Annotated in this window: 21 protein-coding genes and 2 pseudogenes; 6 read left to right on the top strand and 17 right to left on the bottom strand. The window is 65.3% G+C overall.

Going from position 1 to position 20,739, the window contains the following annotated elements; all coding sequences use genetic code 11:
• A partial coding sequence (locus tag BST27_RS33135; RefSeq protein WP_211285307.1) for a hypothetical protein occupies positions 1-290 on the top strand: 290 nt, incomplete at its 5' end.
• A 49-nt stretch (positions 291-339) separates the two neighbouring features.
• Here the strand turns inward: BST27_RS33135 and BST27_RS11835 are convergent.
• From BST27_RS11835 to BST27_RS11810, 6 genes are all read right to left on the bottom strand, one after another.
• Positions 340-1,506, bottom strand: a complete 1,167-nt coding sequence (locus BST27_RS11835; RefSeq protein WP_069422668.1) for a PPE family protein — start codon at positions 1,504-1,506, stop codon at positions 340-342.
• Between the two features lie 286 nt (positions 1,507-1,792).
• Positions 1,793-2,077 carry a WXG100 family type VII secretion target gene (locus tag BST27_RS11830; protein WP_079220028.1) on the bottom strand — a complete coding sequence of 95 codons (285 nt, stop codon included), beginning with the start codon at positions 2,075-2,077 and terminating at the stop codon, positions 1,793-1,795.
• Between the two features lie 11 nt (positions 2,078-2,088).
• Positions 2,089-2,385: a WXG100 family type VII secretion target gene (locus BST27_RS11825; protein WP_069420581.1), complete on the bottom strand. Its 297-nt coding sequence runs from the start codon at positions 2,383-2,385 to the stop codon at positions 2,089-2,091.
• Between the two features lie 102 nt (positions 2,386-2,487).
• Complete coding sequence (locus tag BST27_RS11820) at positions 2,488-3,651, bottom strand: PPE family protein (protein ID WP_069420580.1); 1,164 nt, start codon at positions 3,649-3,651, stop codon at positions 2,488-2,490.
• Positions 3,652-4,125: 474 nt separating this feature from the next.
• Entirely contained in the window at positions 4,126-4,317 is a 192-nt protein-coding gene (locus tag BST27_RS33130) for a hypothetical protein (RefSeq protein ID WP_197518146.1), read from the bottom strand.
• A 283-nt stretch (positions 4,318-4,600) separates the two neighbouring features.
• Positions 4,601-6,007: a glycine--tRNA ligase gene (locus BST27_RS11810; protein ID WP_197518148.1), complete on the bottom strand. Its 1,407-nt coding sequence runs from the start codon at positions 6,005-6,007 to the stop codon at positions 4,601-4,603.
• A 188-nt stretch (positions 6,008-6,195) separates the two neighbouring features.
• Between BST27_RS11810 and BST27_RS11805 the strand changes: the two genes are divergently transcribed.
• The 3 genes from BST27_RS11805 to BST27_RS11795 all read left to right on the top strand — a co-directional run bounded on the left by BST27_RS11805 (position 6,196) and on the right by BST27_RS11795 (position 8,122).
• The gene (locus BST27_RS11805) at positions 6,196-6,600 is read left to right on the top strand and encodes an ArsR/SmtB family transcription factor (RefSeq protein ID WP_069420577.1); all 405 of its coding nucleotides are present in this window, start codon (positions 6,196-6,198) and stop codon (positions 6,598-6,600) included.
• The gene (locus BST27_RS11800) at positions 6,593-6,985 is read left to right on the top strand and encodes a Fur family transcriptional regulator (RefSeq protein WP_069420576.1); all 393 of its coding nucleotides are present in this window, start codon (positions 6,593-6,595) and stop codon (positions 6,983-6,985) included. Before BST27_RS11805 ends, BST27_RS11800 begins: the two co-directional genes overlap by 8 nt.
• Before the next feature lie 153 nt (positions 6,986-7,138).
• Positions 7,139-8,122: an alpha/beta fold hydrolase gene (locus tag BST27_RS11795; RefSeq protein WP_069420575.1), complete on the top strand. Its 984-nt coding sequence runs from the start codon at positions 7,139-7,141 to the stop codon at positions 8,120-8,122.
• 17 nt (positions 8,123-8,139) lie between these two features.
• Here BST27_RS11795 and BST27_RS11790 read toward each other — a convergent pair whose 3' ends face one another.
• Genes BST27_RS11790 through recO form a run of 3 tightly spaced genes read right to left on the bottom strand, consistent with a single transcriptional unit; the run spans position 8,140 to position 10,284 of the window.
• Positions 8,140-8,604 carry a hypothetical protein gene (locus BST27_RS11790; protein ID WP_069420574.1) on the bottom strand — a complete coding sequence of 155 codons (465 nt, stop codon included), beginning with the start codon at positions 8,602-8,604 and terminating at the stop codon, positions 8,140-8,142.
• Positions 8,604-9,494, bottom strand: coding sequence for a decaprenyl diphosphate synthase (locus tag BST27_RS11785; RefSeq protein WP_069420573.1), 891 nt, complete (start codon positions 9,492-9,494; stop codon positions 8,604-8,606). Before BST27_RS11785 ends, BST27_RS11790 begins: the two co-directional genes overlap by 1 nt.
• Positions 9,487-10,284, bottom strand: a complete 798-nt coding sequence (gene recO, locus BST27_RS11780) for a DNA repair protein RecO (protein ID WP_069420572.1) — start codon at positions 10,282-10,284, stop codon at positions 9,487-9,489. Before recO ends, BST27_RS11785 begins: the two co-directional genes overlap by 8 nt.
• Positions 10,285-10,345: 61 nt before the next feature.
• Between recO and BST27_RS11775 the strand changes: the two genes are divergently transcribed.
• Positions 10,346-11,848 carry an amidase gene (locus BST27_RS11775; RefSeq protein ID WP_069420587.1) on the top strand — a complete coding sequence of 501 codons (1,503 nt, stop codon included), beginning with the start codon at positions 10,346-10,348 and terminating at the stop codon, positions 11,846-11,848.
• A gap of 157 nt (positions 11,849-12,005) precedes the next feature.
• Positions 12,006-12,902, top strand: coding sequence for a manganese catalase family protein (locus BST27_RS11770; RefSeq protein WP_069420571.1), 897 nt, complete (start codon positions 12,006-12,008; stop codon positions 12,900-12,902).
• Positions 12,903-12,970: 68 nt separating this feature from the next.
• On the opposite strand, the gene BST27_RS11765 is transcribed toward BST27_RS11770, so the two are convergent.
• From BST27_RS11765 to dnaJ, 8 genes and pseudogenes are all read right to left on the bottom strand, one after another.
• Positions 12,971-13,549, bottom strand: a complete 579-nt coding sequence (locus BST27_RS11765; RefSeq protein WP_069420570.1) for a hemerythrin domain-containing protein — start codon at positions 13,547-13,549, stop codon at positions 12,971-12,973.
• A gap of 138 nt (positions 13,550-13,687) precedes the next feature.
• Positions 13,688-14,587 (bottom strand): GTPase Era, encoded by a 900-nt coding sequence (era, locus tag BST27_RS11760; RefSeq protein WP_069420569.1) that lies wholly within the window; start codon positions 14,585-14,587, stop codon positions 13,688-13,690.
• Positions 14,588-14,692: 105 nt separating this feature from the next.
• Positions 14,693-15,988 (bottom strand): hemolysin family protein, encoded by a 1,296-nt coding sequence (locus tag BST27_RS11755; RefSeq protein ID WP_069420568.1) that lies wholly within the window; start codon positions 15,986-15,988, stop codon positions 14,693-14,695.
• On the bottom strand, positions 15,985-16,521 hold the full coding sequence (gene ybeY, locus BST27_RS11750; protein ID WP_069420567.1) for an rRNA maturation RNase YbeY: 537 nt from the start codon (positions 16,519-16,521) through the stop codon (positions 15,985-15,987). Before ybeY ends, BST27_RS11755 begins: the two co-directional genes overlap by 4 nt.
• Positions 16,522-16,539: 18 nt before the next feature.
• A pseudogene (locus BST27_RS33665) lies at positions 16,540-16,878 on the bottom strand (PhoH family protein); the annotation flags it as partial.
• 822 nt (positions 16,879-17,700) lie between these two features.
• Positions 17,701-18,408 (bottom strand): annotated as a pseudogene (locus tag BST27_RS33660) (PhoH family protein); the annotation flags it as partial.
• A 343-nt stretch (positions 18,409-18,751) separates the two neighbouring features.
• On the bottom strand, positions 18,752-19,519 hold the full coding sequence (locus tag BST27_RS11740) for a 16S rRNA (uracil(1498)-N(3))-methyltransferase (protein ID WP_069420565.1): 768 nt from the start codon (positions 19,517-19,519) through the stop codon (positions 18,752-18,754).
• 28 nt (positions 19,520-19,547) lie between these two features.
• Positions 19,548-20,696, bottom strand: a complete 1,149-nt coding sequence (dnaJ, locus tag BST27_RS11735; protein ID WP_069420564.1) for a molecular chaperone DnaJ — start codon at positions 20,694-20,696, stop codon at positions 19,548-19,550.
• Positions 20,697-20,739 lie beyond the last annotated feature (43 nt).

Here is a 20,739-nt window from a genome sequence, read left to right as displayed (position 1 = left end):
CTAAACCACACAAACCCCAGACACCACGCACCCCATCGCCAAGTCCGACCGAAATCACCCTCGACGAAAAATCGAGGCTAAGCGCACTGCAGTCGAAGCCGATCCCGGTGGCGTTCGCCCTCGGATTCGCGATGCTCCCCCTGGCCAGTCGGCCGGCGGCGCCAGCGAGGACCGCCGCGATCATGGATGCGGTGAACGGGCTGGACGAAAGCGCGCCGACAACACGTGTTCGCGTCGGTCGTCGCCCTACTGGGGCGTTCCTGATGAGCTCGGGAATAAGTCACGCCTGACGCGAACCTCGCGTCAGGCGTGACAGTGAAAGTCGAACGAACCTGAGGGCTATCCGACGCCAGTCCGCGGGATCACGCTCGGCCGGTTCTGCACGACCTGCGCAGCGCCGCCACCGCGACCGCCCATCATGCCTGCGGGCATTCCAGCACCGGCACCACCCATGCCCATCGGCATCGGCATCATCCCCATGCCGCTGCCACCGGCACCAGCCGCTTGGGCCATCTCGGCGGCGGTGACTCCGTTCAACCCGGCCAGAGCCGAGCTGGACATGTGATTCGGCATCGAGCCGGGCCACGTCTGCGGCACGGACATGTTGCCGACCAACCGAGCCTTACCCAGTTCGCCGGCCATCCCAGCGCCCAAGCCCCCAACACCGCCGGCACCCAGGCCCTTGGGACCGATGTCACCGACGAACTTCGGCATGTCCGCCAACTCGGCCGCAGTGGTGGCACCAGTCAAGCCGGCCCCCGCGCCTGCCGACTGGCCCAGCTGCATCAGCGGACCCAACATCATGCTGGCCGGCATCGCCGCGGACTGCGCAATCCCCAGTGCCATGTCGACCGGCACCGCTGCGGCCACGGCCTGCGCCCCGATGACAGCCCCTTCGATCGCCGGAGCGATCGACTCGGTAGCCGATGCGGCCACGCCGGCAACCTCGAGATTCAGTGCGGTGGCGAATCCGACCAAGTCGATCGGCGGCACGCTGAACGGGGACAAGGTCGCCGCCACCGATTGCGCACCGCTCTGGTACCCCACCATCGCGGCCACATCCTGTGCCCACATCTCGACGTAGTCGAACTCGGTGAGTGCGATCGCCGGAGTGTTCTGGCCCAGGATGTTCGTCGCTACCAACGCGCCGAGCAGAATCCGGTTCGCGGCCACCGCGGCGGGGTGCACCGTGGCCAGTAGCGCAGACTCAAAAGCCGTTGCGGCAGCTTGCGCCTGCCCAGCCGCGAGCTCTGCTTGACCGGCCGCGTCACTCAACCAACCGACGTAAGGCACCGCGGCGGCCGCCATCGACACCGACGCCGGACCCGCCCAGGGCCCGCCCGTCAAGCCCGCGATCACCGCTTCAAACGACGTGGCTGATGCCCGCAAGTCGGCCGCCAACGACTCCCAGGCCGCTCCCGCGGCAAAAAGCGGGCCAGACCCTGCGCCCGCGAAAATTCGCGCCGAGTTGATCTCTGGTGGCAACCACGCAAACTCCGGAATCATCCAATCCCCAACCCACTCTGCCGCCGCAACGGCTTCCAATACGCACCTACTGGCGATCAACCTACGCGCGCAGTCGACCCATGGTCGGAATCCTAAGGCAATCCACACCGAAAGTTATCGGATTCACCATAATTTAGTCCGGCGGCGCTTCAGCGCAAACTGCGCCGTTGCCGCCCGGTTGGCGGATTTGGCCCGGATTGAATTGAATTCAAAATGCAGACATGGAGAAGGCGCGGGTAACACGACCACCTTCGAAGTGTTACCCGCGCCCATCCATAGGCCGTGCTTAGGCCCAGCTAGACCCAACTGCGGAGTCGGTCTGCGCCATGTTCTGGCCGGCGGCCTGAACCTTCTGGCCGTGCTGGTTGGCCTGCTCGTAGATCACCTGGAAGTTGCGACCCAACTGGGTGATGAACTCCTGGCAAGCCACCGAACCGGCGCCACCCCAGAAGTCGCCAGCGGCCAGCACATCGCGAACGATGGCCTGGTGCTCTGCTTCCAACGAGGCAGCCTGGGCGCGGATCAGAGCGCCGTGGGCGTCGACATCGCCGAACTGGTAGTTAATCGTCATTGTCGTATGTCCTAACTGCTCAGAATCTGCTGGGAGGCCTGCTCTTGCTGCTCGTAGTTGTTGGCGTCACGGACCAGTCCGTCACGCACGCCGTGCAGCATGTTCACAATGTTGCGGAACGCCGTGTTCATCTGACCCATGGTGTCCAGCGAGGTAGCCGAGGCCAGACCACTCCAGCCGGCGCCGGAGATGTTCTGCGCGGAAGCCCACATGCGACGGGCCTCGTCCTCCACGATCTGAGCGTGGGTCTCGAAACGACCCGCCATGTCCCGCATCGCGTGCGGGTCGGTCATAAAGCGTGTAGTCACCTCATTCGTCCTTTCAATTTGTTCTGCTAATCAATTGATCATGTGGTGCACCAGAGTGGTTTCACCACAGCCAAACCTTGACCCCGACCGATCACCCCCGCCCTATCCGACGCCGGTCCGCGGAATCACACTCGGGCGGTTCTGCACAACGTGCGCGGCCCCGCCACCGCGGCCCATCATCCCCGGAGGCATACCTGCTGCACCGGCGCCACCCATCGGCATCGGCATCGGCATCATGCCCATGCCACCGCCCATGGCGCCGGCTTGCGCGATTTCGGCCGGCACGGCACCCAACCCGGCCAGGGCCGCGCTGGACATGTGGTTCGGCATGGACCCGGGCCACGTCTGCGGCACGGACATGTTGCCGACCAACCGAGCCTTACCCATCTCCCCGGCCATCCCAGCGCCCAAGCCCCCAGCACCGCCGGCACCCAGACCCTTGGGTTCGATGTCACCGACGAACTTGGGCGCCTCCGCCAACTCGGCCGCGGTTGCCGCGCCAGCCAGAGCGGCGGTGCCCACGTTTGCCGTTTGGCCCAGCTGCATCAGCGGGCCCAGCATCATGCTGGCCGGCATCGCTGCGGACTGCGCTACGCCAAGCGCCATGTCGACTGGCACCGCCGAGGCCACGGCCGATGCCCCTTCGAAGGCCCCTTCGACTACCGGCGCGATTCCCGCCGTGGCGGTGGTTGCAATTCCGGCAACCTCGAGGTTCAGCGCGCTGGCAAACCCGGCCAGATCCACCGGCGGAACAGTGAAGGGAGCCAACGTCGACGCGACCAGCTGCGCGCCACCCTGGTAGCCCAGCATTGCCGCGACGTCCTGAGCCCACATCTCGACGTAGTCGAACTCGGCGGCCGCGATCGCGGGCGTGTTCTGACCAAGCAGGTTGGTTGCTACCAGTGCCGCCAACAACACTCGGTTCGCCGCTACGGCCCCGGGGTGCACGGTGGCCAGCAATGCCGTCTCGAATGCCGTTGCCGCTGCCTGAGCTTGGCTCCCCGCAAGTTCGGCCTGGGCGGCGGCGTCACTCAACCAACCCACATACGGCATCGCGGCGGCGGCCATTGCCACCGAGGACGGACCCGACCACGGCCCACCGGCAAGTCCCGCGATCACTGCTTCAAACGATGTGGCCGATGCCCGCAAATCGGCCGCTAACGACTGCCAAGCCGCGCTCGCTGTGAACAGCGGCCCTGAACCTGCACCGGCGAAGATCCGCGCCGAGTTGATCTCCGGCGGTAGCCATGCAAACTCCGGAATCATCACAACCTCAAACCACTCTGCCGCCGAAGCGGCCCTTGCAAATCTCGTCGGCAGCCCCCACGTCTCTGCCTACGCGAGGAATCGTAAGCACAATCGACACGGAATGGCAGCCTTTTGCAGAAAAAAGTTTCAAGAAAATGAGACAACGCCGCATTCCACATTCCGATCAAGATCGGTTCTGCCTGGTCAGGGGCAGAAAATTAAATTAGAGAACGGCGATTCCCACATTGTCAACGGCGACACGTCGGAGCCCCCAGTCGGTCCTCATAAATGAGACAACGACCATTCCCAGATTCCGAACGAGGACGTCCGGACGGCTTAGACAGGCCGGATGTATGAGACAACGGCGATTTCCACATTCGGGTGCCACCCGAACTGCCACCGGACGCGGACGGCCTCGACTTGCCCCGCCCCGGTCGGCCGGACGGCCGACGGCCCAACGCGTCGGCCGCCAGGGCGGGGAGACGGATCGAACTAGCCCAAGAAGTTCGTGAAGAACCCCGAGACCGCGTCACCGATGCCGAGCAGACCGGAGCTGCCGCTGCCGTTGATGAAGAGTCCCGAGCTGAGCATCCCCGCGATACCGAGGCCCGCGTTCTGCACGGCCGCGTTGTAAATGCCGGCGTTCCCGTATCCCGTGTTGAGGATTCCGGAGTTCCCACCCAACAACAGGGTGGTGCTGGTATTGACGTAGCCCGAATTCCCGAGTCCCGAGTTCTGGATTCCGGAGTTGCCGCGGCCCAGCGGGTCATTGTGAGCGAAGCCCGAGTTACCGGTACCGACATTGCCGAAGCCGGAGTTGGCGACGGGCGCGGTGGTGGCGTAAAAGAACCCGGTATTTGCGACTCACCGTGTCGGAAGGCCGCTGTCCGGGGGCCTGCCGGCGCACCTAGGACGCGCGTTCAGCAAACAATTGCTGATACGCGACGCCCCCGGCGTAAGGCCGTTGTCAGCAGCCCTTGAGTCGGACGGCCAGGTAGTCGGCAACCTTGTCGATGGCGATCCGCTCCTGGGTCATGGCGTCGCGCTCACGCACGGTGACGGCGCCGTCTTCGAGGGAATCGAAGTCGACCGTCACGCAGTAGGGTGTGCCGATCTCGTCTTGACGCCGGTAACGGCGCCCGATGGCGCCGGCGTCGTCGAAGTCGATGTTCCAGCACTTGCGCAGTTCGGCGGCCAGGTCGCGGGCTTTGGGACTCAGGTCTGCGTGCCGGGAAAGCGGCAAGACGGCGGCCTTCACCGGCGCCAGCCGCGGGTCCAGGCGCAAGACGGTGCGCTTGTCCATCCCGCCTTTGGCGTTGGGAGCCTCGTCCTCGCTGTAGGCATCGATGAGGAATGCCATGAAAGACCTGGTCAAGCCGGCTGCCGGTTCGATGACGTACGGCGTGTAGCGAGTGTCGTTGACTTGGTCGTAGAACGACAGGTCGGTTCCGGAGTGCTTGGCATGGGTCGACAGGTCGAAGTCGGTGCGGTTCGCGACGCCTTCCAGCTCGCCCCATGGGTTTCCGACGAATCCGAATTTGTACTCGATGTCGACGGTGCGGTCGGAGTAGTGCGACAGTTTTTCCTTCGGGTGTTCGTAGAGGCGCAGGTTCTCCGGGTTGATGCCGAGGTCGATGTACCACTGGCGCCGGGTGTCGATCCAGTACTGGTGCCACTCCTTGGCCGTCGACGGTTCGACGAAGAACTCCATCTCCATCTGCTCGAATTCGCGGGTGCGGAAGATGAAGTTTCCCGGAGTGATCTCGTTGCGGAAGCTCTTGCCGATCTGTCCGATACCGAACGGGGGCTTCTTGCGGGCCGTCGTCACCACGTTCGCGAAGTTGATGAAGATGCCCTGGGCGGTCTCGGGCCGGAGGTAGTGCAAACCCTCCTCGGTCTCGATCGGGCCCAGGTAGGTCTTGAGCATCATGTTGAACTCGCGCGGCTCGGTCCACTGGCCGGGCTCGCCGGTTTCCGGGTCGCGGATGTCGGCCAGTCCGTTGGGCGGGGGGTGGCCGTGTTTTGCCTCGTAGGCCTCGATGAGGTGGTCGGCGCGGTAGCGCTTGTGGGTGATCAGCGACTCGACCAGCGGGTCGTGGAAGACCTCGACATGGCCGGACGCCACCCACACCTCGCGCGGCAGGATGATCGACGAGTCGAGGCCGACGACGTCGTCGCGGCCCGTGACGACCGAGCGCCACCACTGCCGTTTGATGTTCTCCTTGAGCTCCACCCCCAGCGGGCCGTAGTCCCACGCCGACTTGGTTCCGCCGTAGATCTCGCCCGAGGGAAAGACGAAGCCACGCCGTTTGGCGAGGTTGACTACGGTGTCGATGACAGACGCCACGGGGTAGTGCGCTCCCTTCCTAGGGATCAGACATACATGCAGGTATACGTATCGGGGCAGTGGGCAGCGGGGCGCCGCCCACGAAACATCAGTCATGGTAGCGACCGCGCTCCCCGTCTTTGACATGCATCATCATGCATGTGACAGTGGAGTTAACCGCAGCTCCGTCGACCGCGGTTCCCCGCCCCGGCAATTCTTGAGGTGATGAGTCCGAAATGGTGACGTCTTCCTCGCCGCCGACCGCCGCCAACGAGGAAGTGGACATGGTCGGCGATCACGTGCATGGCGGAGCGGGTTTCGCCGAGCACCCCGCTTTTTCGGCGCCGCCGCCACGAGAGATTCTCGAGGCCGCCGGCGAGTTGTTGCGGGCGCTGGCGGCGCCGGTGCGGATCGCCATCGTGTTGCAGTTGCGGGAATCCGAGCGGTGCGTGCATGAACTCGTGGACGCGTTGGGCGTGCCCCAGCCCTTGGTCAGCCAACATCTGAAGATCCTCAAGGCCGCGGGCGTGGTCACCGGCGAGCGGTCGGGGCGGGAAGTGCTGTACCGCCTCGCCGATCATCATCTGGCGCATATCGTCGTCGATGCCGTGGCGCACGCCGGTGAGGACGCACATGGCTGAGGTGAGCGTGCGTTCCACCCGGCAACGCGCAGCGATCTCCGAATTGCTCGAGACCGTCGGCGAATTCCGGTCAGCCCAGGAACTGCATGACGAGCTGCGCCGACGAGGCGAGAACATCGGCCTGACCACCGTGTACCGCACGCTGCAGGCGATGGCGTCGGCAGGCGTGGTCGACACGCTGCGCAACGACACCGGTGAATCGGTCTACCGCAGGTGCTCGGAGCACCACCATCACCATTTGGTCTGCCGCAGTTGCGGTTCCACCATCGAGGTCGCCGATCACGAAGTCGAGGCGTGGGCAGCCGAGGTAGCCACCAGACATGGTTTCTCCGACGTCAGCCACACCATAGAGATCTACGGCACCTGCTCGGATTGCGGCGCTTAACCGCCCTTGTCCCCCAGTGCGTCAACCCGTGTGTCAACCCGTGGCCGGGCAAATACCTTCGCACAGGTGTAATCCGGCGCTTTTCGGGAATCCACTAACAGTCTTCAAGGAAGAGGAGACGCAAGGGCATAGTAAGAACGAAGTGAGAACACAATGCGAACCCGTTCACATTCTCACTTGCGGTCGGTGTCAGTCGAAGACCCGTCCCTGCAATTCCGCACGATCCACGGGTACCGGCGCGCCTTCCGAGTTGCGGGCACCGGACCAGTTCTCCTGCTGATCCATGGCATCGGATCGAACTCCCTGTCCTGGTCTTCCGTACATTCCGCACTTGCGCAGCGGTTCACCGTAATCGCGCCGGACCTGCTGGGACACGGCGAGTCCGACAAGCCTCGCACCGACTACTCGTTGGGGGCGTTCGCAAACGACATCCGCGACCTACTGGGCACGCTTGGCATCGACCGCGTCACCATCGTCGGTCATTCGTATGGTGGCGGCGTCGCGATGCAATTCGCTTATCAGTACCCGCATTTGGTCGAACGCATCGTCCTGGTGAGTCCCGGTGGTGTTGCGGAGGACGTGACCATGGCACTGCGGTTGGCGGCACTGCCGATGGCCGGCGAGGCGTTGGCCATGTTGCGCCTGTCAGCCGCCCGACGCGCCATCCGCCTGCTTGGTCGAGCCGCGCGAAACCTGCTGGGCTCCAACAGTTTCGGGCGGGAATTCGTCGACGCCGTCGACTTGCTCGAGGACTTGCAAGAATCAGACGCCATCGCGGCGTTCACGCGCACCTTACGGTCGGCGGTCGACGGACGCGGCCAGTTCGTCAGCATGCTGGATCGCAGCTATCTCGTGCAATCCATTCCCATGCAACTGATTTGGGGTGACGAGGACAACGTGATCCCGGTCGACCATGCACGCATCGCGCACGCGGCAATGCCGGACTCACGCCTGGAGATCTTCGAAAAGTCCGGGCATGTACCGTTCCGTGACCACCCGGACCGCTTCGTCGAGGTCGTCGAACGATTCATCGACTCGACGCAGCCCGCCGCCTGCGAGCACAGTCTGTTGTGCTCGTTGCTGCGCACCCGAGACATCCCGCTCGAGGTCGCGACGGCGTCGCCCGCGGCCTGCTAGCCGCTAGCCAGTTGACGCTACGCAGTTATCGCGCGCCTGATCTCACTGCCAGTACCCAGCACCAACAGAATCAGCGTGCGCAGCGCGTCGTCGGTCAAACCCGCGCCGGGAAAGTTGTAGCGCAGCATCACATCTACCGTTCGGGAAACCGTTCGGGAAACCGTTCGGGAAGCGGTCTTTGCCGCGCCCTTTCCGGAGTTGCGCTGCGCTGCCTTGTCCGCGACTTTTTCCACCATCGTCACGGAGCCGAAATTGCTGTCGCGCGCGTACTTTGTCACCTGCTCGCTCACCTTCTTGCTGAGCGGCAGGTCCCACGCCAAGATTTGAGTCAACGACACCAAGTCGAGGTCGTCGGCGATGGTCACCACCCGCAGCGATGCGAACGTGCCGTCGTGTCGGACCGTCAGTCCGCCGTCGGGCTCTTCGTCAACGGAAACGACGCCGCGCAATACAGACGCCAACCGTTCCTGCAGGGATGGCACTAGGCGCTCCCAAATCGTCTGTTACGGGACGCATATTCCTCGCAAGCCGCCCATAGGTCCCGACGATCGTAGTCCGGCCACAGCTTGTCCTGGAATACATACTCGGCGTAGGCCGATTGCCACAGCATGAAGTTGCTGGACCGGTGTTCACCCGAGGTGCGCAGGAACAGGTCCACATCGGGGATGTCCGGCCGCTGCATGTGACGGGATATGGTGGACTCGCTGATCCGGTCCGGATTCAGCCGGCCGGCGGCAACTTCATGAGCGATTTGCCTTGTCGCTTCGGCGATTTCGGTACGTCCGCCGTAGTTCACGCAATAGTTGATGGTGATCACGTTGTTGTTCTTCGTCACCTCCTCCGCCACCGCCAACTCGTGGATGACACTGCGCCACAGACGCGGCCGCGAACCCACCCACCGGATACGGACACCCATCGTGTTCAGGATGTCGCGACGTCGTCGCACCACGTCGCGGTTGAAGCCCATCAGGAAGCGGACCTCTTCAGCCGACCGCTTCCAGTTCTCCGTGGAGAAGGCATACAGGCTGAGCCATTTGATGCCGATTTCCACTGCACCACAAGCGATGTCGATGACCACCGCCTCACCCATCTTGTGGCCCTCGGTGCGCGGCAGCCCGCGCTGGGTGGCCCAGCGCCCGTTGCCGTCCATCACGATGGCGACGTGGTTGGGCAACCGGTCGGCGGGAATTCGCGGCGCGACCGCTTTGGATACGTGCTGCGGTGGCCGGCGCGGGCCACCGTCGGGCGACGGCGGAAGCTCCGGGAAGACCACCGGCCAGGTGGATGTGTCGGGGAAGGTCGGGTAGTCGTCGGGCGCTGGTGGCAGCTGCGGGAAATCGGCCGACTTCAGGTTTCGGGCGTTTCTAGCCACACTCACCTCTCTTGCCCATCAACACGGCGCGCGCCTCGGCAACCGTGCGATCAGCGTGTTGAACCCGCTCTACCAGCGGCAGGGTCTTGAGTTGCCGTTCCAGGTGCCATTGCAGATGTGCGGCCACCAATCCGCTGACATAACTGCGGTGGGACTGCGGTGCCTGCTCGGCGGCCTCCCAGTCGCCGTCGTGCAGCGCCGTCATCAGGTCCAGCACCCCCAGGGGCGGCGTGGTCGAACCGGCCGGCCGGCAGTGCGCACAGACGCTGCCGCCGGCGGCGATGTGAAACGCCCGATGCGGGCCGGGCGTGGCACAGCGAGCGCACTCGGTCAACGCGGGAGCCCAGCCGGTGATCCCCATCGCGCGCAGCAGGTAGGCATCCAGCAGCAGGTCCCGGGGCCGGCGCCCGTCCGCCACCGCACGCAGCGCGCCCACCGTGAGCCGGTGCAGGGCCGGGGCGGGTGCGCGTTCCTCACCCGCGAGGCGTTCGGCGGTTTCCAGCATCGCGCAGCCGCAGGTGTAGCGGCCGTAATCGCTGACGATGTCGGTGGCGAACGCATCGATGGAAACGACCTGGGTGACGATGTCGAGATTGCGGCCGGGATGCAGCTGCACCTCGATGTGGGCAAACGGTTCCAGGCGCGCGCCGAATTTGCTGCGGGTACGCCGCACCCCCTTGGCCACCGCACGGACCAGCCCGTGATCGCGGGTCAATAAGGTGACGATCCGGTCGGCTTCACCGAGCTTGTGCTGGCGCAGCACAACAGCCCGGTCTCGATATAGCCGCATCCCATTAGTTTTGCACCCCGCCGCGACAATGCGAGCATCCGCGCCGATAGTCTCGTACCCCGTGGTTAGCGCTTCCGGGACGGATTCCGGGGTCATTTCTGGCTCCGACAACCGACGCCTGCCCACGCTGACCGACCTGCTGTATCAGCTGGCAACCCGCAAGGTCACCTCGGTCGAGCTGGTCCGCCGTTCCCTGCACGCGATCGATGTGAGCCAGTCGACGTTGAACGCCTTCCGGGTGGTTCTCACCGAGTCGGCGCTGGCCGACGCCGCGGCGGCCGACCGCCGCCGAGCCGCCGGCGACACGGCGCCGCTGCTGGGCATCCCGATCGCGGTCAAGGACGACGTCGACGTTGCTGGGGTGCCGACCGCCTTCGGTACGGAGGGGTATGTGCGCCCCGCAACCGTCGATTCCGAGGTGGTTCGACGACTCAAGGCGGCCGGCGCCGTGATCGTGGGCAAGACCAACACCTGCGAACTGGGCCAATGGCCGTTCACCAGCGGGCCGGCGTTCGGACACACCCGAAACCCGTGGTCACGCCGGCACACGCCGGGTGGCTCGTCGGGCGGGAGCGCGGCTGCGGTGGCCGCGGGGTTGGTCACCGCCGCAATCGGCTCCGACGGCGCCGGAAGCATCCGGATCCCGGCGGCGTGGACCCACCTGGTCGGCATCAAGCCGCAACGCGGACGGATCTCCACCTGGCCGTTGCCCGAGGCGTTCAATGGCATCACGGTCAACGGTGTGCTGGCCCGGACCGTTGCCGACGCGGCGCTCGTGCTCGATGCGGCATCCGGCAACGTGGAGGGCGACCGGCACAAGCCACCCCCGCTCACCGCCTCCGACTACGTCAGCCTGGCGCCCGGTTCCTTGAAGATCGCGTTGTCGACGCGGTTCCCCTACACCTTCTTCCGGGCCAAATTGCATCCCGAGATACTGGCCGCGACCCAGCGGGTGGGTGAACAACTCGAGATGCTCGGCCACACCGTCGTGCGGGGCAACCCGGACTACGGCCTGCGGTTGTCGTGGGACTTTCTGGCCCGGTCCACGGCGGGGCTACGCGAGTGGGAGGAGCGGTTGGGCGACGGCGTCATCTGGGATCCCCGGACGTTGGCCAACCTGCGGACGGGCCATGTGCTCGGCCAGGCGATCCTGCGAAGCGCGCGCCGTCACGAAGCCGCCGCCCAGCAGCGGGTGGGTTCGATTTTCGACATCGTCGATGTGGTGCTGGCGCCGACGACTGCGCAGCCACCGCCGTTGGCCCGCGCCTTCGATCGGTTAAGCGGCCTTGGCACCGACCGCATGATGATCGCCGCGTGCCCGCTGACCTGGCCGTGGAACGTGTTGGGGTGGCCGTCGATCAACGTGCCCGCGGGCTTCACTTCGGACGGCCTGCCCATCGGCGTGCAGCTGATGGGTCCGGCCAACAGCGAGGGCATGTTGATCTCACTGGCCGCCGAGCTGGAAGCCGTCAGTGGCTGGGCCAGCAAGCAGCCAAAGGTGTGGTGGAACACCGGCAACAGCACCCCGCCGATCCACAGCGTGCCGACGCCACCAAAGCGATAAGTCGTAAACCCGCTGCCGCCTTCGTGACAGCCGAGGGCTGCGACGCCACGGGATCGTATGACCGGAAAATGTTGCCTCCCAGTTTGGGTCGAAATCCCGCGGGTACCCGCCGCTCGGGCAGCCTACATCCCAAACCCAATTTTTTAGGGAGATAGCAATGTTTGTGCATAACAAGGAACTTCAATTCGAGGTACGCGTCACCGAACCCGACCCCCGCTTCGCCTCACTGCTCATGGAGCAGTTCGGTGGCGCAAACGGTGAACTCACCGCGGCGCTGCAGTACTTCACCCAGGCTTTCGTGCTGCGGGACAAGAACCCCAAGATGTATGACCTGTTCATGGACATCGCCACCGAGGAGCTGAGTCACCTCGAGATGGTCGGGTCCATGATCACGATGCTGCTCGACGGACTCAACGACAACCTCAAGCAAGCCACCGAGGTATGTGACTGGATGCCCGCAGTAGCCAGCCGCGACGGTCGCCAGCAGGCGATTCACCAAGTTGCAGTCAACCCAATGTTTCTCGTGCTCAGCGGTGGCGGCCCAGACGTCAAGGACTCCGCCGGCAACAACTGGACCGGCGCCTTCATCGACGCGAACGGCGATCCCACCGTGGACCTGCGGAACAACTTGGCCGCCGAATCCCGGGCGAAGGTCGTCTACGAGTACCTCAAGCAGTTCACCGACGATCCCGGTGTGCAGGACACCCTCACGTTCCTGATGACGCGCGAAGTCGCGCACTATCAGCAGTTCACGGCCGCGCTCAACGAACTGCCGGTCAACTTCCCGCCGGGACAGCTGCCGTCTGATCCACGCTTCCACAACAAGGCCTTCAACATGTCCAACGGCGGTGGCGAATCGATCCGCGGGCCTTGGAACGAGGGGCAAGGCCCGTGGCCGGAGGGCATCGAGTGGGATTACGTGGAAAAGCCTGAGCAGCAATGGCTTGGCAGCACGGTGCGCCGCAATGTCGGTGCCGAGCAGAACCCGGAGGGCTCACCGGCCGTCGAGGGCGAGAAGCCGTTCACCCACGAACAGCGCGTCCCGACAACGTAATTCGACGTAATTCGACAGTCGAAGGTCGGGCGTTGATGCTTTTTCAACGCCCGACCTTCGGAATTCCCTTATTTGATCTGGGGATCGGGCGGATTGTCCTCGCCGCGACCGGTGAACGCGTCCCGCACGTGGTCGACGATCGCTGCGCCCATCCCCACGGTCTTGAGCACCGCGGGGTTGGGCGGGGTACCCGGGTGCGGCCGGGTCGGCGCGATCTTCTTGGCGGTTTCCAACTTTGCACCGATCTTTTCCAGGTCCTCGCGGCTGATCGCGGATTCCACGGCGGGCCATACGACTTCTTGTTCGTAGGCGATGTGCTCGCGACCTAGCTTGATGAACTCCTGAAGAGCTTCGTGATAGTCCGGCTCGCCGGGCTTGCTGTCCTCCAGCCGCTGCAGCACCTTCTTGCCGGCCTGCTCTTGCTCGATCGCCTTGTCGACGAGTGCATCACCGAGCGCGTCCCGCACGGCCGGCCAGAAGTGTTGTTCCTCGATCGCCTCATGCTGCGATTCGGAGATGATCAGGGTGTTCACCGTGGTTTCCAGGCCGCTACTCTCGGCACCCGAACCCGCGGGTGCCCCGTCGAGCGACTCGAACAAACCCAGCACACTCTTGTGGTCCTGACGGAGAAACGTTAAAGCATCCATGTTCTTCTTTCGATTGGGCTGTATCGATGAAAGGCGTGTAAGCGCGCCGAACGCGAGGCCTGTGTGCCACCACGCTCGGTGAGTGGTACCCAAGCGAGAGGCGTTGAAACAGAACAGCAGGCCGCGATACAGCCCGGGCTAGAACCCGAGTCGGCCAAGCTGTTTGGGATCGCGCTGCCAGTTCTTGGCGACCTTGACGCGCAGATCGAGGTAGATCTTGGTGCCGAGCAGCTTTTCGATCTGCCTGCGCGCGGCGCTGCCCACTTCGCGCAGCCGGGCCCCGCCTTTGCCGATGATGATGCCCTTCTGACTGTCCCGTTCCACGTAGAGCACGGCGTGCACGTCGATCAGGTCGTCGCGCCCCTCCCTCGGGTTGACCTCTTCGATCACCACCGCCAGGGAATGCGGCAGTTCGTCGCGCACTCCCTCCAGAGCGGCCTCCCGGATGAGCTCAGCCATCAGAACCTCCTCGGGTTCGTCGGTCAGCTCACCGTCGGGGTAATAGGCCGGCCCGACGGGTAAATGCGAGGCCAAGACGTCGATCAGCACATCGATCTGCTCGCCGGACACCGCTGACACCGGGACGATTTCGGCGGCGTCGGGCACCAGTTCGCTGACCGCGACGAGCTGGCCGGCGACGCGGTCCTTGGGCACCTTGTCGATCTTGGTGACGATGACGACGACTTTGGTCTTGGGTGCCACGGCGCTGATCTGCTCGACGATCCAGCGGTCCCCCGGCCCGATCGCCTCATCGGCAGGGATGCACAGCCCGATGATGTCGACCTCGGTGTAGGTGTCGCGGACCAAGTCGTTGAGGCGCTTACCGAGCAGTGTGCGAGGACGATGCAGCCCAGGCGTGTCGACGAGAATGATCTGAAAATCCTTGCGGTGCACGATGCCTCGAATGGTGTGCCGGGTGGTCTGCGGCCGCATCGAGGTGATCGCGACCTTCGCGCCCACCAGCGCGTTGGTCAGGGTGGACTTGCCGGTGTTCGGTCGGCCCACCAAACAGACGAACCCGGAACGAAATTCGGTCATGCCGCGTGCCCCGAAGCGCGCCCCGACGAGCGTGCGTGTTTGTACAGCGACACGCCGTGTGGAGTGTCAGTTTGCGCACTCTCGCGCCAGTGGGCGCCGCCGGTCTCAGTCATCGTCCTCACCCTCACCTTCGGTCTCCACCCGGCTGAGCAGCACGGTGCCCACGCGTACCCGGCCCCGATGATCGCGGCCACCCTCGGCGTACAACCGCAAGCCGTGGGAAACCACTTCCGACCCGGGCAGCGGAACCCGGCCCAGTTCCAGTGCGAGCAGGCCACCCACCGTGTCGACGTCGAGATCCTCGTCGAATTCCACGCCGTACAACTCCCCCACGTCTTCGATCGGCAGTCGTGCGGATACCCGGAAGCGGTTGTCCCCCAAGTCTTCTATCGGCGCGGTCTCCGCCTGGTCATATTCGTCGGCGATCTCGCCGACGATTTCCTCCAGCACGTCTTCAATGCTGACCAGCCCGGCGATGGCACCGTATTCGTCGACCAGCAACGCCATGTGGTTGCGATCGCGCTGCATTTCGCGCAGCAGCGCATCGAGCGGCTTGGAGTCCGGCACGAATACGGCGGGACGCATCACCTTCGTCACAGGGGTGTCGCGCCCACCGTCCGACGCACCCATGGTCTGCTGCACAAGGTCTTTCAGGTAGACCACTCCGATGATGTCGTCGACGTTTTCGCCGATCACCGGGATGCGGGAGTGTCCGCTGCGTACCGCCAGAGTCATCGCTTGATCGGCCGTTTTGTCACCCTCGATCCACACCATCTCGGTACGCGGCACCATCACCTCGCGCGCGGGGGTGTCGCCGAGTTCGAAGACGGACTCGATCATGCGGCGCTCGTCCGCGGCGACGACGCCGCGCTGCTGCGCCAGGTCGACCACCTCGCGCAGCTCGATCTCGGAGGCGAACGGCCCGTTGCGGAAGCCGCGGCCGGGCGTGAGCGCGTTTCCCAACACCACCAATAGTCGGCTGATCGGCGTCAACAACCAGGAAATCACCTGCAGCGGAAGGGCTGTCGCGAGAGCGATGGAATAGGCGTGCTGCCGGCCGAGGGTGCGTGGACCGACACCGATCACCACGAAGCTGATCACCACCATGACGGCCGACGCCACGACCAAGCCCAGGTTCGCACTCAAGTGGTGACGACAGAAGACCACCAGCAGCGCGGTCGCGGTGATCTCACAAGTGATGCGCAGCAGCACCACGAGGTTGATGTGGCGCGGCCGGTCCTCCATGACCTTGAGCAGCGCCCTGGCACCGGGCCGCTCGTCGCGCACCATCTCCTGCACCCGAGCCAACGAAACCGTACTGATGGCAGCGTCCAGCGCGGCGAAAATTCCGCCCAAACCGATCAATAGGATCGCGCCGAGCAGCTGCGAAAGGCCGGTCACGGTTGGTCGAAATACCTTGACTTGTCCAGGAGCCGACGGTCTCGCTCGTTCTGCCGGTCCTGATGGTAGGCCTCGACCTGGTCGGCAACCCATTCCTCCAGCAGCCGATCCTGCAGGGCGAACATCTCCTTTTCCTCCTGCGGGTCGCCGTGGTCATACCCGAGCAAATGCAGCACGCCGTGAACGGTGAGCAGCGCCAGCTCGTGACCGAGACTGTGTCCCGCGGCCGCGGCCTGCTTGGCCGCGAATTCCGGGCAGAGCACGATGTCGCCGAGCATGGCGGGCCCCGGCTCGGGTGCGTCGGGACGGCCACCCGGCTCCAGCTCGTCCATCGGGAAGCTCATGACGTCGGTGGGACCGGGCAGATCCATCCAGCGCATGTGCAGGTCGGCCATCGCGGCGGTGTCCAGCAGCACCATCGACAGCTCGGCGCCCGGGTTGACATCCATCTTGTTGATGACGAATCGCGCGACGCTGACCAGCTCGGCTTCGGAGACGTCGATGCCCGACTCGTTGGATACTTCGATGCTCATTGAACGATCACCGCACCATCATCGACGACTGCGGGCAGCCGATGCGCGCCGCGCCGCCCGGTTCACGCCAGATCCGTTTTCCTCGTACCGCGCGTAGGCGTCGACGATCTCGCCGACAAGGCGGTGGCGCACCACATCGGCGCTGGTCAGCTGGGCGATATGGATGTCGTCGATGTCGTCGAGGATGTCGACCGCCGCCCGCAGACCCGATTGGGCGCCACCGGGCAGGTCGATCTGGGTGACATCGCCGGTGACGACGACCTTGGACCCGAAGCCCAGCCGGGTCAGGAACATCTTCATCTGCTCGGCCGTGGTGTTCTGCGCCTCGTCCAAGACGATGAACGCGTCGTTCAGCGTGTTGTGAGTGAGCAGGAAATCCTCGGTGACATACAGCGAGTCCGCAGCCGCCACCTGAATGCACACGGCCTCTTCGGTGCCCGCGGATTCGATCCGATCGACGAAGCGCCTCGGGCGCCCGCCTGCGGTCGCGTCGTAGGCCGCAACCTTGCCGACGTGCCGGAACGGGACAATTCCTTCGGGCAGACGGATGTCTAGGGTGCCGGCGTCCGAACGACGGTGTTCGTGGGCGACACCACCGAGCGATTGCACCAAGAACATCACGTCGGCGCGCAACCGGTCGGATGTCGTCGTGAACTCAATGCGCGTTGCATCCCCGCGGGAAAGCGCACCGCCGTGCGAATCGAGCAGGCCCTGCAGCACGGCCAGCCGCACGTCAGGCGAATTGAAGAGATAGTCCTCCGGGACGAACTCCGTAGCGGACCCGCCCGCCGCCGACCCGAGCTCGTAGGGGTCGACAGACACCGGCCGTGGGTCGAAGCTCACCGGTGCACTCAACAGCGGCAGTTCGTAACGGTGTCCGTGCGCGGCTTGGAGGTTGCCGATCATCTCCTTCGTCTGCAACACCCGCAACCGGCGCGTCCCGCCCTGACCGTCGGCTCGGTCGGATAGCGGGTAGACCGACCAAAGATGGTCACCGGACGCAAGGGTCGACGAACCGTCTTGGGTGAAGACCCGATAGATCTCCTTGTAGCCCTGCGGGTAGACGCCCAACACCGCCGTGGGGCGCCCGTCGGAACCGATCACCGAATCGCCGACGCGCAGGTCGCCGATGGGGCGGAAACCATTGGGGGTCAACACCTTCGCATGCAGCGGCTGGGCTCTGCCCCGCATGTAGGCCAGGGGCGCGACCTCAATGACCCCGGCGGCCATCAGTTTTGGTATCACCTCGGGATCCATCATGTCGTAAAGCGCGTCATACAACGGCCGCAGGTACGGGTCGATCTTCTCGCTCAACGTGCCCGGCAGAAAGCCAAGGCGCTCACCGGCTTCCACGGCCGGGCGGGTCAAGATGATGCGGGTGACCTTCTTCGTCTGCAACGCGTGCACCGCTTTGGCCATGGCGAGATAGGTCTTTCCGGTGCCCGCTGGGCCGATCCCGAACACGATGGTGTTGGCGTCGATCGCGTCGACGTAGTGCTTCTGGTTGAGCGTCTTCGGCCGGATCGTCTTCCCCCGCCGCGACAGGATGTCGAGGGTTAGCACCTCGGCCGGTGACGCGTTGCCGGCGCCGACCAGCATGGCGACGCTGTGGCGCACCGCCTCCGGGGTCAACTGTTGGCCGCTGCTGACGATCGCGACCAGTTCGGATACCGCCCGTTCGGCCAGTGCCGCATCGGCCGGCTCACCCGACATGGTGACGGTGTTGCCGCGCACGTGCAGTTTGGCATTCAAGAGACTTTCCAGGGCCCGCAGATTCTCATCGGCCGAACCCAGGAAACCCACGACGAGGTCGGGCGGAACATCGATGCTGCTGCGAACCTGAGTAGGGGACGATCCCTCAACAGCGCGGGTTTCGCGTGGCGTCACGTGGCTTCTAATGCCTGCTTTCTGGCTCTTTCGGATTGGGCCGGGTTGGAAGCCTCAGTCTACCGCCGGTCACCGGCGGCTTCCCAACATTTCGATGCCGGTGACCAGGATGTGCGGCCCGCGCTCGAAGTCGGCCCGGGCCGTGGATCGCTGGCTGGTCTCGGCCAAAGCGGCGATATGCGGTGTTGGGCGTCGGCCGGCCGGCCGATTCGGGCCGTGACCGCGACCTGCTGCCGCTCCCGATCGGATCCGGCGAGCGGGCCGCCGCGTCGGGGGCCCACCGTGGTCGGCGGTGCCGCGCAGTTGGCTCACCGGTGACGGCGTCCCCGAGTTACGGGCGCGCCTACGGATCCAGGCCGGAACCGGTGTCCCACCGCGGCGTGAGGACTCCTAGCGCTCCCAACGCAACCGCAGCCGCGGTCGACGTGCGTAACACGGTGGGCCCCAGCCGAACCGCCACGGCACCGGCCGCGGTCAAGCCGGTGAGCTCGTCCGGCGCGATGCCGCCCTCGGGACCAACCAGCAGCGTCAGCGAGTTCGGTTGCCTCTCAGCGATATCCGCGATGCGTGCCGTCGCCGATTCATGCAAGGTCAGCACCGTCCCGCCCGCGGCCACCGTCTCCCGGACCCGCTCGATCAGCGCCGCGGTGGAAAGCACGCCATCGACCGGCGGAATGTGCGCGCGGCGCGACTGCCGGGCTGCCGAACGGGCGACAGCTCGCCATCGACGCAACCCCTTGTCCACCCGGGCGCCCGCCCAGTTGGCCACGCAGCGTGCTGATTGCCAAGCCACGAAGGCGTCCGCGCCGGCCTCGGTGGCCAATTCGATTGCCAGCTCGGAGCGTTCGGATTTGGGCAACGCCTGCACCACCGTCACCGGCGGCTGTGCCGGCGGGACACTCCAGCGCTGCCCCACACGTGCCCGCAGCCCGTCACGGTCCGCCTGTTCGACCACACAGTGGGCCAGACCGCCGACGCCGTCGCCCAGGACCAGCTCTTCGCCCACGCGGATCCGGCGAACCGTGGCGGCGTGAAAACCTTCGTCGCCGTCGACAGAGGCCAGGGCGCCGGTGTCGGGCAATGCGTCGACGTAGAACAGCGTCGCCACCATGGGGAGCTCCGGTCCGGGAACGGCTGCGTCAGCGTCCGGTGAAGGTCTCGCGCAGCCGGCTGAACAGCCCACCGCCGCCGGCGTGCGTCGAGCGCACCTCGGCCACATCGCGACTGCGCTTGTTCTTGAGCTCGCGCAGCAACTCGGTGTCGCGGTGGTCCAGCCGGGTCGGGACGACCACCTCGACGTGGACGTGCAGGTCGCCGCGGACGGTGGAGCGCAGTTGCGGCATCCCGTGCCCGCGCAGGGTGATCGTCGCACCGGGTTGAGTGCCGGGCGGGATGACGATCTCGCTGGGGCCGTCGATGATCGCGTCCAGGGTGATCGTCGTACCGAGGGCCGCGTCGACCATCGGGACCGAGACGGTGCAGTGCAGGTCGTCGCCTTGACGCACGAAGATGTCGTGGGCTTGCTCGTGAACCTCGACGTACAGGTCGCCGGCCGGCCCGCCGCCGGGGCCGACCTCACCCTGCGCGGCGAGCCGCACTCGCATCCCCTCGCCGACGCCGGCGGGAATCTTGACGCTGATGTCCCGGCGGGCTCGGACGCGCCCGTCACCCATGCACTGGTGGCACGGGTCGGGAATGACGACGCCGACACCGCGGCAGGTGGGACACGGCCGGGTGGTCACCATCTGGCCCAGCAGCGAACGCTGAACGGTCTGCACCTCCCCGCGACCCGCGCAGGTGTCGCACGGTACCGGCGCGGAATCGCCGTGGGTGCCTTTGCCCTGGCATTGGGTGCACAGCACCGCGGTGTCGACGGTGACCTGCTTGGTGACGCCGGTTGCGCACTCCTCGAGATCCAGCCGCATGCGCAGCAACGAGTCTGAACCGGGACGGACCCGCCCGATCGGACCGCGCGATGTCGCCCCCGCGCTGAAGCCTCCGCCGAAGAACGCTTCGAAGACGTCGCCCAAACCACCGAACCCGCCGAAGCCACCCGCCGACGCCCCGCCCGATGCGAGCGGATCCCCGCCCATATCGACAATGCGCCGCTTCTCCGGGTCGCTCAGCACCTCGTAGGCGGCGCTGATGTCCTTGAACCTGGCCTGTGCGGCCTCGTCGGGATTGACATCGGGGTGCAACTCACGCGCCAGTTTTCGATAGGCGCGTTTGATTTCCGCATCGCTGGCGCCCTTGCTTACACCGAGCAGCCCGTAGTAATCGCGTGCCACGATTTACCTTTCCTGTACGGAGACCGTGCCGCCGCTAGGCGGC

This window comes from Mycobacterium intermedium (genome assembly GCF_002086275.1).
GTDB lineage: Bacteria > Actinomycetota > Actinomycetes > Mycobacteriales > Mycobacteriaceae > Mycobacterium > Mycobacterium intermedium.
The sequence above is the reverse complement of the archived record's forward strand: the minus strand, read 5'-3'. Positions and strand labels throughout refer to the sequence as shown.

Coding starts and splice junctions, on each gene's coding strand:
- BST27_RS11835 (WP_069422668.1), bottom strand. CDS start 1,506: ATGATTCCGGAGTTTGCGTGGTTGCCACCAGAGATCAACTCGGCGCGA.
- BST27_RS11830 (WP_079220028.1), bottom strand. CDS start 2,077: ATGACGATTAACTACCAGTTCGGCGATGTCGACGCCCACGGCGCTCTG.
- BST27_RS11820 (WP_069420580.1), bottom strand. CDS start 3,651: ATGATTCCGGAGTTTGCATGGCTACCGCCGGAGATCAACTCGGCGCGG.
- BST27_RS11805 (WP_069420577.1), top strand. CDS start 6,196: ATGGTGACGTCTTCCTCGCCGCCGACCGCCGCCAACGAGGAAGTGGAC.
- BST27_RS11800 (WP_069420576.1), top strand. CDS start 6,593: ATGGCTGAGGTGAGCGTGCGTTCCACCCGGCAACGCGCAGCGATCTCC.
- BST27_RS11795 (WP_069420575.1), top strand. CDS start 7,139: ATGCGAACCCGTTCACATTCTCACTTGCGGTCGGTGTCAGTCGAAGAC.
- recO (WP_069420572.1), bottom strand. CDS start 10,284: ATGCGGCTATATCGAGACCGGGCTGTTGTGCTGCGCCAGCACAAGCTC.
- BST27_RS11770 (WP_069420571.1), top strand. CDS start 12,006: ATGTTTGTGCATAACAAGGAACTTCAATTCGAGGTACGCGTCACCGAA.
- BST27_RS11765 (WP_069420570.1), bottom strand. CDS start 13,549: ATGGATGCTTTAACGTTTCTCCGTCAGGACCACAAGAGTGTGCTGGGT.
- era (WP_069420569.1), bottom strand. CDS start 14,587: ATGACCGAATTTCGTTCCGGGTTCGTCTGTTTGGTGGGCCGACCGAAC.
- ybeY (WP_069420567.1), bottom strand. CDS start 16,521: ATGAGCATCGAAGTATCCAACGAGTCGGGCATCGACGTCTCCGAAGCC.
- BST27_RS11740 (WP_069420565.1), bottom strand. CDS start 19,519: ATGGTGGCGACGCTGTTCTACGTCGACGCATTGCCCGACACCGGCGCC.